A 13245-nucleotide genomic window follows, 5' to 3' on the forward strand; every position below is an offset into this window, starting at 1 on the left:
TTCCGATCCGGCCGTATCTCTCCGCGAAAGCGTCGGACGACCGGCGCCGTGCAGGAGAGAAAGCCATGAATCACGTGTTTCGTACCGCGATCGTCGCCGCCGCCATCGCCGTCAGCGGTAGCGCCATCGTTGCCGCCCCGACCAATCCGAAGGTCGGCGGCGCCGCGATGTATCCGACCAAGACCATTGTCGAAAACGCTGTCAATTCGAAGGATCACACCACGCTCGTTGCTGCGGTGAAGGCCGCCGGCCTGGTCGAGACGCTGTCGGGCCCGGGTCCGTTCACGGTGTTCGCACCGACCAACGCCGCGTTCAAGAAGCTGCCCGCCGGCACCGTCGACACGCTGCTCAAGCCCGAGAACAAGGCGCAGCTGTCCGCCGTGCTGACCTATCACGTCGTTCCCGGCACGATCACCGCCGCCGACATCGCCGCCAAGGCAAAGGCGAACGGCGGCACCGCGACCTACACGACCGTGCAGGGCGAGCCGCTGATGTTCATGAAGTCCGGCACCGGCTGGGGCATCATGGACGGCAAGGGCCACAAGGGCCGCGTCACGATTGCCAACGTCATGCAGTCGAATGGCGTGATCCACGTCATCGACACGGTGATGCTGCCGTAATCGGCCATCCCGCGAGATAGCTGCTTCGCGTCCCCCCGCGAGGCAGTGTCGTCGGGCCCGCCGCCGGAAGGTGGCGGGCCCGATTGCGTTTGCGGTTTCTCTCCTCCCCTGTGAGGGGAGGTGGCTGACGCAGCCAGACGGAGGGGTGGTGCGCTGTCGAGGGGGCGATACCCCTCCGTCAGCCAAGCGGCTGCCACCTCCCCTTGCAGGGAGGATACACGATCAGCCGATCAGCAGGCCTGCTAGCGCGGCTGACATCAGGTTGGCCAGACTGCCCGCGGCCAGCGCGCGCAGGCCAAGCTTGGCGATCATCGGCCGCTGGTTCGGCGCGAGGCTGCCGGTCACCGCCATCTGGATCGCGATCGACGAGAAGTTCGCGAACCCGCACAGCGAGAAGGTGATGACTGCGATCGTCCTAGGGCTGAGGCCCTGTTGCGTGCCGAGCGAGATATAGGCGACGAATTCGTTCAGCACGATCTTCTGCCCGAACAGCCCGCCGGCGATCCCCGCCTCGCTCCACGGCACGTTGAGCAGGAACATGATCGGCGCGAAGACATAGCCGAGCAGCCCCTGGAAGCTCAGCCCCGGGAGCCCGATCATGTTGCCGAGCCCGCCGAGCAACCCGTTCGCGAGTGCCACCAGCGCCACGAACGCCAGCACCATCGCGCCGACCGCCACCGCCAGCCGCACGCCGGTCTGCGCGCCCTGGGCGGCCGCCATGATCAGGTTGGCGGGCTTCTCATCGTCATGCGTGGCCTGCGGCATCGGTTCGCCCGCGGACGATTCACCGGGCAGGTCGCCGAGCGCGAGTTCGCCTTCGGGTGGCATCACGCGGTCGGGCATGATGATCTTCGCCATCAGGATCCCGCCCGGCGCGGCCATGAAGCTCGCCGCCAGCAGGTAATCGATGCGGATCCCCATCGACGCATACGCCGCGAGGATCGTGCCCGCGACGCCGGCCATGCCGCTGGTCATTACCGTGAATAATTGCGCCGGGGTCAGCCCCGCCAGATACGGCCGGATCACCAGCGGCGATTCGCTCTGGCCGACGAAGATGTTCGCGGCGGCGCACAGCGATTCGACCTTGGAGACGCCGATGACCTTCTCGATCCCGCCGCCGACCCAGCGCACCACGAACTGCATGATGCCGAGATAATAGAGGATCGAGACGAGGCTGGCGAAGAAGATGATCACCGGCAACGCGGCGATCGCGAAGCTCTGCCCGCCGATTTCGGGCGTCGCCATCTTGCCGAACAGGAACTCGGTGCCCTTCTGCGAATAGCCGAGCAAATTGGCGACGCCGCCGGACATCTCGCCGAGCACCACCTTGCCGAAGCTCGAATACAGCACGAGGACGGCGATCCCGGCCTGCAACGCGAACGCGGCGCCGACGATGCGCAGGCGGATCGCGCGGCGGTCGCTCGACAGCAGCACGGCGATGCCGAGGATGACGGCGATGCCTGCAAGGCCGATGACTAGTCTTTCCATGGACGCCCTGCATTTTTGACTGACACGCGCGGCCCCCGGCTGCGCAAGCGACCGACATGACACGCGAGCGGCGTGCTCGCCAGTCTTTATGATGGGGAGGTCATTTGACGGCGCGCGTGATTCCGCTAGCGTCCCTGGCGATGGATAAGCCTGTTCCCGCGTTCCCGCGTTCGCTCTTCGTTTTTTCGGTCCTGTACGGCGGCATGGTGTGCATCGCCGGGGTGTTGGGGGTGAAGCAGGTCGCGCTCGGCCCGCTCGCGGTCGAGGCGGGGATCTTCGGGTTCCTGCTGCTCGTAGTGTTGAGCAGCGCGATTTCCGAGCTGCACGGCCAGAAGACCGCGACGTTCCTAGTGCGCCTCGGGTTCATCCCGCTGCTGGTGTCGGCGGCGCTGATCCACCTGGTGCTGGCACTGCCGCACGATCCGGGGATGTACCCGCCCGCAGTCGACGCGTTCCCGATCGTCGTCGGCCAGAGCTCGCGAATGATGATCGCCGGGCTGATCTCCTACGGTATCTCGCAGACGCTCAACGTGCTGATCTTCTCGAAGCTGTCGGGCCAGGTCGGCAGCGGCGACGGCAAGCTGGTGTGGCTGCGCGGCATGATCGCGAGCATCATCTCGCAGATCATCGACACGATCTTGTTCATCACCATCTCGTTCCTGGGTGAGCGGCCGATCCTTGGCCTGATGGAGGGGCAGATGCTGACCAAGGTCGTGCTGTCGATCGTGCTGGTGCCGTTCATGATCACATTTTTCGTGCGGCTGGGCCGGCGGCTAGACCGGGTCTGATTTGAAGGCCGCATCCTAGGCCTGTCATCCTTTACGCCCGTCCCCCCCAAAGCCCATCGCCCCCCTCGAGCCCGTCACCCCAGCGAAAGCTGGGGTCTCCCCTGGGCGGATGCAGCGGCTCGAACCGGGAGATCCCAGCTTTCGCTGGGATGACGGATGGGGCCGACGTGGGATGTGTCACGCTACGCCACGCCACGCCACGCCACGCCACGCCACGCCACGCCACGCCACGCACGTTCCTCGGATGACGAACCGCCTGCGACTGGCTAAAGCGCGGGCATGACCGATCACACGCCCGATCCCGCCCTGCTCGCCAAGGCGGAAACGCTCACCGAGGCGCTGCCGTATCTGCAGCGCTATGCCGGCAAGACGTTCGTCGTGAAATACGGCGGCCACGCAATGGGCGACCCCGAGCTCCAGCGCGATTTCGCCGAGGACATGGTGCTGCTGAAGGCGGTCGGCATCAATCCGGTCGTCGTCCACGGCGGCGGCCCGCAGATCGGTGCGATGCTCAAGCGGCTCGGCGTCGAATCGCGCTTCGTCGACGGCCTGCGCGTAACCGATGCGGAGACCGCACAGATCGCCGAAATGGTTCTCGCCGGTTCGATCAACAAGGAGATCGTCGGCTGGATCGGCCAGGCCGGCGGTCGCGCAGTCGGTATCTCGGGCAAGGACGCAGGCCTCGTCCTCGCGCAGAAAGTCGGCCACGGCCGCGAACCCGACAAGCTCCAGGGAATCGAGCGTCACGTCGACCTCGGTTTCGTGGGAGAGCCGATCGCGGTAGACCGGACGATCCTCGACACGCTAATCGCCGCCGATATCATCCCGGTGATCGCGCCGATCGGCATTGGCGCCGACGGCCACACCTACAACATCAACGCCGACACGATGGCCGGCGCGATCGCCGCGGCGATGGGGGCGGCGCGGTTCTTCCTGCTGACCGATATCGTCGGCGTGCTCGACAAAGAGGGCGAGCTGCTGACTGACCTCGATCCCGCGCGGATCGCCGAACTGCGCGCCGACGGCACCGTGACCGGCGGCATGATCCCCAAGCTCGACACCTGCGTCGCGGCGGTCGAATCGGGCGTCGATGCGGCGGTGATTATCGATGGTCGCGTGCCGCATGCGATGCTGCTGGAAATCTTTACCAAGCAGGGCGCGGGGACCTTGGTCAGCGCCAACGGGCGCACCCGGTAACGCGCGACGGGTATCACCCTCACTACCGCCACGCCGTCATCCCAGCGAAAGCTGGAATCTCCCGGTTCGAGCCGCCCGCCCGCCAACGGGGATACCCCAGCTTCCGCTGGGGTGACGATAGGTGGGGAACGATAATCGGTCGGGGGGCGTGAGCGGCGGCGAACCACAGGCCTTCTCGTTCTTCCCGCCCCCAAACCTGTCATCCCAGCGAAAGCTGGAATCTCCCGGTTCGAGCCGCGCACCCGCCAACCGGGATACCCCAGCTTTCGCTGGGGTGACGGGCTGGGGCTAAGGGGACTATCGCCTAAGCAGGGCTTCTCGTTCTCCCCCGCCCCCTTATATCCGGACCACACCAGCGGAGACCCTTGCCTTGATCGCCCTTCTTCAGATCGTCCAGTTGCTGCTCAACCTCGTCTGGTGGGTCATCGTCATCCAGGCGGTGCTGTCGTGGCTGATCGCGTTCAACGTCATCAACACGCACAGCGATTTCGTCCGCACGGTCTGGAACGCGCTGCAGAAGATCACCGAGCCGCTCTATCGCCCGATCCGCCGCATCCTCCCCGATTTCGGTGCGCTCGATCTGTCGCCGCTGGTCGTGCTGCTGATCCTGTACATCCTGACCAACATCGTCATCCCGAACATCGCGCAGAACTACCTCGTCGCAGCCTATTGATCGGGCCGGCGGCCTGGCGAGCGGTCGATGACGGCTTGGCGATCGCCGTCCGCGTAACCCCGCGCGGCGGTCGCGACGCACTCGCCGCCGGAACGCCCGAGCATTTCGCCGCGCGACTGGCAGCCGCCCCCGTCGATGGCGCCGCGAACGCCGGGCTGGTCGCTCTCGTCGCCAAGACCTTCGGCGTACCCAAGCGTGCCGTAACGATCATCTCCGGCGAAACCGCGCGGCTCAAGCGCCTGCACATCGCCGGCGACTCCACTGTGCTGGCGGAAATCGCGTCCGCGCTCTATGGGCCGCGGGCATGAGCGCGACCATCATCGACGGCAAGGCCTTCGCCGCCGGCCTCCGGGCCCGTATCGCAGACGGCGTCACCGCCTTTCGGGCAAAGGCGGGCCGCGCGCCCGGCCTCGCCGTCGTGCTGGTCGGCGAGGATCCCGCCTCCAACGTCTATGTCCGCTCGAAGGGCAAGGCAACGCGCGAAGCAGGAATGGTAAGCATCGAGCACCGCCTCCCCGCCGACGTCCCCGCCGAAGACCTGCTCGCGCTGGTCGCGACGCTGAACGTAGATCCGACGATCGACGGCATCCTCGTCCAGTTGCCCTTGCCCAAGCATATCGACGAGCAGGCGGTGATCGCCGCGATCGACCCCGACAAGGACGTCGACGGCTTCCACCCGATCAACGCGGGGCGTCTCGCAACCGGCCTGCCCGGCTTCGTACCCTGCACGCCATTCGGCTGCGTCCTGCTGCTAAAGAGCGTGCTGCCGACCCTCAGCGGGCTCGAGGCGGTCGTCGTCGGTCGGTCCAACATCGTCGGCAAACCAATGGCGCAATTGCTGCTCCGTGAGAGCTGCACCGTCACCGTCGTGCATAGCCGCACGCAGGACGTCCCCGCACACATCCGCCGCGCCGACATCGTCGTGGCCGCGGTCGGCATCCCGCAGATGATCAAGGGCGACTGGCTCAAGCCCGGCGCGACTGTCATCGACGTCGGCATCAACCGCGCCGACGCCGGCCTCGTCGGCGACGTCGATTTCGCGAGCGCGGTCGAGGTCGCGGGCGCGATCACGCCGGTGCCGGGCGGCGTCGGGCCGATGACGATCGCGTGTCTGTTGCGGAACACTCTAGTCTCCGCCGGCCGCCGCGAAGGCGTCGCGATCGAGGAGTCGAGCCTGTGATCGAACTCTACATCTCGTCGCTGATCACGTTCTTCGTGGTCATCGATCCGCCCGGCTGCGCGCCGATCTATGCCGGGCTGTCGGCAAGCGCCTCGTCCCTCCAGAAGCGGGCGATGGCGATCCGCGCGGTCGGCGTGTCCGCGCTGATCCTGTTCGTGTTCGCGCTGTTCGGCGAGGCGTTGCTCAAGGGCCTCGGCATCAGCCTCGCCAGCTTCCGCATCGCCGGCGGCATCATGCTGTTCCTGATCGCGCTCGAAATGGTGTTCGAAAAGCGCACCGAACGCCGTGAGGACCGCGCCGCCAAGGTCGCGAGCGATCCCGAGGTCGAGGACGTCTCGATCTTCCCGATGGCGATGCCGATGATCGCCGGGCCGGGCTCGATCGCGTCGGTGATGCTGTTGATGAGCCGCAACAGCGGGATCGAGCGCTCGGCGGTCGTGCTGGCGGCGATGGTCACGATCCTGCTGCTGACGCTGGTCGCACTGCTCGCGGCGGGGCCGATCATGCGGATCCTAGGCGCGAAGATCGAGGCGGTGATCACCCGGTTGCTCGGCGTGCTGCTGGCCGCGCTGGCGGTGCAGTTCGTGCTCGACGGCTTGTCGGTCGTGCTGCGCTAGTCCGTCATCCTGGGGCGAATCCACGATGACGGACGAAGGTTAGTCCACCTTGAACAGTCGCAACGGCGACTTCGCCGGCAGCGGCAGAGGCGTCAGCCACGCCGGCACCTCGTTCTTCGCCAGCTCGGCATAGAACCCCTTCGGGCTGCGCGCCTTGTAGTTGGTCGACTCCGCCGCGTTGGGGCAGAGCAGGAGCATCGTTGCGCCGTGGCGCCTGATGATCGCATGCGCCTGGTCCGGCGTCCCCCCGAACGCATGCTGCACATCGAGGATCGCATCGCCGTTGCGGTGGTACGGCCCCGCGATCGCATCGTGATGCGTGATCGTGATCAACCGCGGCCCCATGTCGACGAAGGTAAACACGGTCTGCGGGGGATACTTGTCCAGCGCGAGCAGCACGGTCGTCCGCAGGCAGTTCCCCGTCGCCATATTGACGCGCTTTTCATACGGCTTCGGCCGGTCGATCGGGAAATACTGGATCAGCATCCCGGCAAACAGCCCCGACACGATCAGGAAAGCACTGACCGTTCCCAGCACGCGCACCGCCACCGATCGGTTGCCGAGCAGCCGCGGCAGGATCAGCCACCCCAGCGCCGTCGCCCCCGGAATCGCCAGCAACTGCGCCGCCGGACCCGCGCGGACCTGCCACAACAGCATCGCACACGCGAACGCGGTGAACAGCGCGACCGCTGCCCAGCCGACCGCCCGGTCGTCGCGACGCGCGCCAGGCTGCAAGGATAGCCCCGATCAGCCCGATGATCGGCAGCGTCGTCAGCGCGAACCCGACCCGGAAACTATGCTTGTAGATCGGCTTGGCCTCGCGGACATTGTCCAGCCAGTTGCGCTGCAGCTCGGGTGAGATCCCCTCGGGCCGCCCCAGACACTGCGGAAACACCAACGCAAAGCCGGCAACGATCGCCGCACCCGCCACCACCGCCAGAGCCAGCCGAGCCCCCGCGAAGCCGGCCCGAACCGCGCCAGCAAAAACAGCAGCATTCCCGCCGCAATCATCACGCTCAGCCACACCGGCGTCAGCGCATCGCAACGCATCGCCTGGTTGGCGTTCGACGCGAACAGCGCGAACCCCAGCGTGCTGCCGCCGCCAAGCGTCAGCGCATAGATCGACAACCGCTCGGCTTCGGCGCGATCCCATACCCAGCGAAGCGCGATGATCGCCCCCGCCATCGCCGCATAGGGCAGCAGCTCGAGCCCGATCGACAACGACACCGCGCTGGCGAGCCCGACCATCGCGCCACCGCGACGGCCGTTCGTATCGCACAGCCCCGCCACCGTCAGGCTGAGCATGGCGAGTTGCCAGCCGTGATGATCGATCCGCTCGGGCATGAACATCAGCATCGTGCCCGTCGCGCCGACCATGATCACGACCGCGAGGGGCCACGCATACGGGCTGATCAGCCGCCGCACGGTTGCGCCGATGCCCAGCATCGCGATCGACAGCGGCAGCAACGGCGCGATCCCGCACGCCAGCCGCTCCGCCCAGCTGTTGCTGGTGAACAGGCGGAAGAACAGGATCAGCCCGGCGATCGGCAGGTCGACGATGCGGCTCCAGTGGATGTCGAACCCGACCGGCGGGTTCATCCGGTAGTTGCGCAGATCGTACCAGCCCTGGCCGTCGAGCAGCGCGCGGACCTGCATCAGCCGCATGTTGTCGTCGGTATCGCCGAGCGACAGCCAGCGGATCTGGCCCCAGCGATCGAACATCGACCACGCCGCCACCGCCACCCAGGCAAGCAACGTCAACGCGATCCAATGCCGATCGAGTTCGTCCGGCAACGTCCGCCGCTGAAGTGGTGCATGATCCAAAACGCTTTCCTCCAGCCCGCACGCACTCTAGATGCGCGGGCGTATCTCAAGCGTCGCTCTATCGCGGTGTCCGTAAAGAACAAGGCACCGGCGCGATCGCCGGAGGGTAAAGAACAAGGCGGGCATGCAGGCGATTTGGCGACAGATGGAGCAGATGCGGACGAGCGGCGTGCTCGGCCAGCTCGTGCGCTTCGGAATCGCCGGCGGGATTTCCAGCGTGGTGTATTCGCTCGTGTACCTGCCGCTGACCGCGTATGTCTTTCCACCACGCCAGGCGGTGGCGGCGGTGCCGTTCGCCTTCGTGGTCGCCGTCGTGGTCGGATTCTTCCTGCACAGCCGCTGGAGCTTCAAGGGACACGCGAAGGAGCCGGGCGCCGGGCGGCATGTGAAGTTCGTGATCGTCCAGGGCGCAGGTCTGGCGCTCAACGCGCTGATCACGTGGGTCGGCACTGCGGTGTTCCACCTGCACCCGTGGATCCCGCTCGTCCCCGCCGTGCTGCTCGCGGCGATCGTGAGTTTCGTGCTCAACCGACTTTGGGTTTTCAACTGATGCTGCCAACGAACTGGACGACTTACTGATGGACCGTATCGTCTACGACCGGATGGCCGCCCACGACTCCACCCACTGGTGGTACCGCGCGCGCCGCGACATCCTCGCCGATTACCTGACCCGCTACGGCGCGTTGCCGAAGGATGCGAAGATCCTCGAGATCGGCTGCGGCACCGGCCACAACCTGCCGATGCTCGCCGCGTTCGGCAGCATCGACGCGATCGAGATCGACCCGGCCGCGCGCGAGATCGCCAGCGAGCGGCTCGGCAAGCCGGTCGGCGCGGCACCGTTGCCAGAGCTGCCGGGCGTGCCCCGCGCGCACTACGACCTGATCGCGGTGCTCGACGTGGTCGAGCATATCGAGGACGACGTTGCGGCGTTGAAGGCGATGGCGGATTGCCTGGCACCGGGCGGCAAGATTTTGATCGCAGTGCCGGCGCATGCGTGGCTGTGGAGCGCGCACGACGTGGTGAACCATCACCACCGGCGCTATTCAAAGGCGACGTTGCAGGCGGCGATCGAGACTGCGGGATTGAAGTCGGAGAAGCTGGGGTATTTCAACTCGCTGCTGTTCCCGCTGGCGGCGGCGGCGCGGATCGCCGGGCGGGTGACCGGGCGTGACGACAGCGATGATTCGCCGCCGCCGAAGCTGGTGAATGCGCTGTTCGAGAAGATCTTTCGGCTGGAGCGGCATCTCGTCGGGCGCGTGCCGATGACGCCCGGGGTTTCGATCGTGACGCTGGCGGTGCCGCGGTAAGCCTGCCTCGTTATCTTCCCCCGTTTTCTAACCCGTTCGTCCTGAGAGAAGTCGAAGGACAGGTCCCGCACGCAGGTGCTTCGACTTCGCTCAGCACAAACGGAGGCTAGGACCTGGGGCGCACCTCCAACGACCACCCCGGCGAAGGCCGGGGCCCAATTGGGGAACGTCACTAACTGAAGCCTGCGCTTCGTTACCGCGACCTTTCCAATTGGGCCCCGGCCTCCGCCGGGGTGGTGTGAAAATTGGGGAGGCGTCAGTCTGCGCGGATTGGTAGGGACGTGTCAGGGAACCGCACCAATTCCACCGGTTCCGCACGAAACCCCAAGGTCGCCTTCCCCTGGATCGGGCCCGCCACATCGGCCACGATATACAGCGGTCGCCGCTTCGACTCGACGTACAGCCGCCCAAGATACTCGCCGATCATCCCGAGCACGAACATCTGCACCGCGCCGAGGAACACCGTCACGAGCATCGTCGAGGTCCAGCCCTGCACCGCGCTGCCCGAGAGCCAGCCGATCGCGATGTAGACGAACAGGAGAAGCGATACGCCGGTCAGTGCGAGCCCGGCATGGCTGGCGAAACGTAGCGGCGCGGTCGAGAAGCCGGTGACGGCGTCGAACGCGAGGCGGATCATCTTTGCCAGCGGGTAGTTCGTCTCGCCCGCAAGCCGCTCGGCGCGGTCGTAGGGAAAGGGGACCTGGCGGAAGCCGATCCACGCGACCATGCCGCGGATGAAGCGGGCCTGTTCGGGGAGCGACAGGAATGCGTCGAGCGCGCGCCGGCTCATCAAGCGGAAATCGCCGGTGTCGAGCGGGATCGGCGTCTCGGTCATTCGTGTCAGCAGGCGATAGAAGGCGGCGGCGGTGGCTTTCTTGAAGACCGTTTCGCCCGCGCGCTGGCGGCGTACCGCGTAGACGACGTCGGCCTGGCTCGCTGCCATCGCCGCGCGCATGTCGGATAGCAGTTCGGGCGGGTCCTGAAGATCCGCATCGATGATCAGGATCTGCTCGCCTGCGCACAGGTCGAGTCCGGCGGTCAGGGCGAGCTGGTGGCCGTGGTTGCGCGAGAGGTTGATCGCGACCAGCCGCGGATCGGCGGCGGCGAGGCGCTGCATCACCGGCCAGCTGTCGTCGCGCGAGCCGTCGTTGATCAGGACGATCTCGTAATCGTCGCCAACCGCGACCTTCGCCGCACCGGAAATACGCGCGTGCAGGATGTCGAGGCACGCAGCCTCGTTATAGCAGGGGACGACAATCGAAAGGGACGGACGGTTCATCGCCCCCGTCTAGCGCCCGTCGCGCCCGCCGTCATCGTCGGATGTTTCTACACCCGCTCCACGGTATGCACCGCATCCGCCGCGCGGAGGCCCGCCATCAGCCGCATCAACTGCTGCACGTCGTGCACCTCGACGTCGATCTCGTTGGTGTGGAAGCTCTTGTCGCGCGTATCGAGCCGCAGGTTGATGATGTTCGCCTTGTGCCCGCCGATGATCGTCGACACGATGCCGAGCGAGCCCGGCTCGTTCTTCACCATCACCGAGATGCGTGCGACCGCGCCCTCGGTCTCGTTGCCCCATGCAACGTCGACCCAGTCGGTTTCGTTTTCCGATCGCTCGGCGAGTTCGGCGAGAACCTTGCAGTCGATCGCGTGGACCTCGATCCCGGCATCGGGCCGACGCAATCCGACGATCCGATCGCCCGGTACCGGATGGCAGCACGTAGCTAGGTCATAGGCCACGCCGGGGGTGAGCCCCTTGATCGAGATCGCGCTCGATTGCGGTGCCAGCGCGTGCGTAACGTCGGCGCCCGCCGAGCCCGGCATCAACGCCTCCATCACCGCCGCATCCGACAGAGTCCGCCGCGCGATCGCGACCATCAACGACGATTCGTCGGGCAGCTTCAGCCGCTTCAGCGCGTGGCTCAGCGCATCGGTGCCGATCTGCGCGGGCAGGCGGGTGACGATATCCTCGTACAGGGTCTGGCCGAGCGCGATCTGCTCGATGCGCTCCTTCTGACGCAGGTGCCGGCGGATCGCGGCCAGCGCCTTGCCGGTGGTCGCGACATTCAGCCATTGCGGTTGCGGGGACTGGCCCTTCGAGCGCAGGATCTGCACCTGATCGCCATTCTCGATCACCGTCGACAGCGGCACGACGCGCCCGTTGACCTTCGCGCCGACCGCCTGGTCGCCGAGATCGGTGTGCACCGCGTACGCGAAGTCGATCGAGGTCGCGCCCTTGGGCAGCTGAATCAGCTCGCCCTTCGGCGTGAACGCGAAGATGCGATCGGTGTACATCGCCATCCGCGTGTGTTCGAGCAGCTCTTCCGGGCTCTCGGCGGTATCGAGGATCTCGACGAGATCGCGGATCCAGCTGACCTGCCGGTCGCTGCCGTTGATTTGCTGCTTATAGGCCCAGTGTGCGGCGAGGCCGAACTCGGCCTGCGCATGCATATCAGCCGTGCGGATCTGGATCTCGATCCGCGCGCTGTCGGCGTGGATCACCGACGTGTGCAGCGAGCGATAGCCGTTGCGCTTGGGCGTCGAGATGTAATCCTTGAACCGGCCCGGCACCATCGGCCAGCGCTGGTGGATGATCCCGAGCACGCGGTAGCAATCCTCCTCGGTCGGGACGATCGCGCGGAAGGCCATGACATCGGAGAGTTGTTCGAAGCTGATGTGGCGTTCGGACATCTTTCGGAAGATCGAATAGGGATGCTTCTCGCGCCCCGAGATTTCCGCCTCGACCCCGGCGCGCGACAGCACCAGCTTCAGGCCGGAGGCGATCTTGGCGATGCGGTCGCCGTCGCCCTTTTTCAGCTGTTCGAGGCGGCGGTTGATCGATTCGGACGCTTCGGGCTCGAGCTGTTCGAAGGCGAGCGACTGCATCTCGCGCATGAACTCGTACATGCCGATCCGCTCGGCGAGCGGCGCGTAGATGTCCATCGTCTCCTTGGCGATCCGACGGCGCTTCTCGGGTTTCGAGATGTGATGCAGCGTCCGCATATTGTGGAGGCGGTCGGCAAGCTTGACCAGCAACACGCGGATGTCGTCGGACATCGCGAGCAGGAATTTGCGTAGATTCTCAGCAGCGCGTTCGTTCTCGGTCTGCGCTTCGATCTTGCTGAGCTTGGTGACGCCGTCGACGAGGCGCGCGACCGAGGCACCGAACAGCCGCTCGATCTCCTCGGGCGTGGCGACGGTGTCCTCGATCGTGTCGTGGAGGATCGCGGTGGCGATCGTCTCGGCATCGAGGTGCAGGTCGGTGAGGATGCCCGCCACCTCGATCGGATGGCTGAAATACGGATCGCCGCTCGCGCGTTTCTGCGACCCGTGCGCCTGCATCGAAAAGACATAGGCGCGGTTCAGCATCGCCTCGTCGGCGTCGGGATCGTAGTCGAGGACGCGATCGACCAGTTCATATTGGCGCAGCACCCGCCATAGATGGGGCCGGGCAGGGACTTTTGGCAACAAAAAGCGTCGCATCACTGTGATCTAGTGGTTGCGTCAGCCATTCGTGGGCAGCGCATAACGTAGGATAAGCGGGGCGTTTC

At 66.1% G+C, this 13245-nt stretch carries 14 protein-coding genes; 9 read left to right on the forward strand and 5 right to left on the reverse strand.

The genetic code is table 11. The features are described 5' to 3' along the window. Positions 1–65: 65 nt before the first annotated feature. Positions 66–620 carry a fasciclin domain-containing protein gene (locus QP181_RS16585; RefSeq protein WP_333929217.1) on the forward strand — a complete coding sequence of 185 codons (555 nt, stop codon included), beginning with the start codon at positions 66–68 and terminating at the stop codon, positions 618–620. 222 nt (positions 621–842) lie between these two features. Here QP181_RS16585 and QP181_RS16590 read toward each other — a convergent pair whose 3' ends face one another. Beyond that, positions 843–2108: a NupC/NupG family nucleoside CNT transporter gene (locus QP181_RS16590; protein WP_333929218.1), complete on the reverse strand. Its 1266-nt coding sequence runs from the start codon at positions 2106–2108 to the stop codon at positions 843–845. Positions 2109–2248: 140 nt separating this feature from the next. Here QP181_RS16590 and QP181_RS16595 point away from each other — a divergent pair, with 140 nt between their 5' ends. The 6 genes from QP181_RS16595 to QP181_RS16620 all read left to right on the forward strand — a co-directional run bounded on the left by QP181_RS16595 (position 2249) and on the right by QP181_RS16620 (position 6563). After that, positions 2249–2896 carry a queuosine precursor transporter gene (locus QP181_RS16595; protein WP_132895903.1) on the forward strand — a complete coding sequence of 216 codons (648 nt, stop codon included), beginning with the start codon at positions 2249–2251 and terminating at the stop codon, positions 2894–2896. A gap of 279 nt (positions 2897–3175) precedes the next feature. Next, positions 3176–4093: an acetylglutamate kinase gene (argB, locus tag QP181_RS16600; RefSeq protein ID WP_332755748.1), complete on the forward strand. Its 918-nt coding sequence runs from the start codon at positions 3176–3178 to the stop codon at positions 4091–4093. Between the two features lie 370 nt (positions 4094–4463). Further along, positions 4464–4766 carry a YggT family protein gene (locus QP181_RS16605; protein WP_056053469.1) on the forward strand — a complete coding sequence of 101 codons (303 nt, stop codon included), beginning with the start codon at positions 4464–4466 and terminating at the stop codon, positions 4764–4766. A gap of 35 nt (positions 4767–4801) precedes the next feature. Beyond that, a complete protein-coding gene (locus QP181_RS16610) occupies positions 4802–5074 on the forward strand; it encodes a DUF167 domain-containing protein (protein ID WP_333929219.1) in 273 nt (90 codons plus the stop codon). Next, positions 5071–5946 carry a bifunctional methylenetetrahydrofolate dehydrogenase/methenyltetrahydrofolate cyclohydrolase FolD gene (folD, locus tag QP181_RS16615; protein WP_333929220.1) on the forward strand — a complete coding sequence of 292 codons (876 nt, stop codon included), beginning with the start codon at positions 5071–5073 and terminating at the stop codon, positions 5944–5946. Before QP181_RS16610 ends, folD begins: the two co-directional genes overlap by 4 nt. Further along, complete coding sequence (locus tag QP181_RS16620) at positions 5943–6563, forward strand: MarC family protein (RefSeq protein ID WP_132895907.1); 621 nt, start codon at positions 5943–5945, stop codon at positions 6561–6563. The genes folD and QP181_RS16620 overlap by 4 nt, the downstream gene beginning before the upstream one ends. A 39-nt stretch (positions 6564–6602) precedes the next feature. Here the strand turns inward: QP181_RS16620 and QP181_RS16625 are convergent, their stop codons facing one another. Both QP181_RS16625 and QP181_RS16630 read right to left on the reverse strand, forming a co-directional pair. Beyond that, positions 6603–7298, reverse strand: coding sequence for a hypothetical protein (locus QP181_RS16625; RefSeq protein ID WP_333929221.1), 696 nt, complete (start codon positions 7296–7298; stop codon positions 6603–6605). A gap of 36 nt (positions 7299–7334) precedes the next feature. Further along, positions 7335–8387, reverse strand: coding sequence for a hypothetical protein (locus QP181_RS16630; RefSeq protein WP_333929222.1), 1053 nt, complete (start codon positions 8385–8387; stop codon positions 7335–7337). A gap of 124 nt (positions 8388–8511) precedes the next feature. On the opposite strand from QP181_RS16630, the gene QP181_RS16635 reads away from it, so the two are divergent. Beyond that, entirely contained in the window at positions 8512–8937 is a 426-nt protein-coding gene (locus QP181_RS16635) for a GtrA family protein (RefSeq protein WP_333929223.1), read from the forward strand. Between the two features lie 28 nt (positions 8938–8965). Then, positions 8966–9694, forward strand: coding sequence for a class I SAM-dependent methyltransferase (locus QP181_RS16640; RefSeq protein ID WP_333929224.1), 729 nt, complete (start codon positions 8966–8968; stop codon positions 9692–9694). 256 nt (positions 9695–9950) lie between these two features. Here the strand turns inward: QP181_RS16640 and QP181_RS16645 are convergent, their stop codons facing one another. Together QP181_RS16645 and QP181_RS16650 are read right to left on the reverse strand one after the other, a co-directional pair. Next, positions 9951–10973: a glycosyltransferase family 2 protein gene (locus QP181_RS16645; RefSeq protein ID WP_333929225.1), complete on the reverse strand. Its 1023-nt coding sequence runs from the start codon at positions 10971–10973 to the stop codon at positions 9951–9953. A 47-nt stretch (positions 10974–11020) separates the two neighbouring features. Continuing rightward, on the reverse strand, positions 11021–13126 hold the full coding sequence (locus tag QP181_RS16650; RefSeq protein ID WP_333929226.1) for a RelA/SpoT family protein: 2106 nt from the start codon (positions 13124–13126) through the stop codon (positions 11021–11023). Between the last annotated feature and the right edge of the window lie 119 nt (positions 13127–13245).

It is taken from the genome of Sphingomonas sp. LR55, from assembly GCF_036856015.1.
Lineage (GTDB): Bacteria > Pseudomonadota > Alphaproteobacteria > Sphingomonadales > Sphingomonadaceae > Sphingomonas.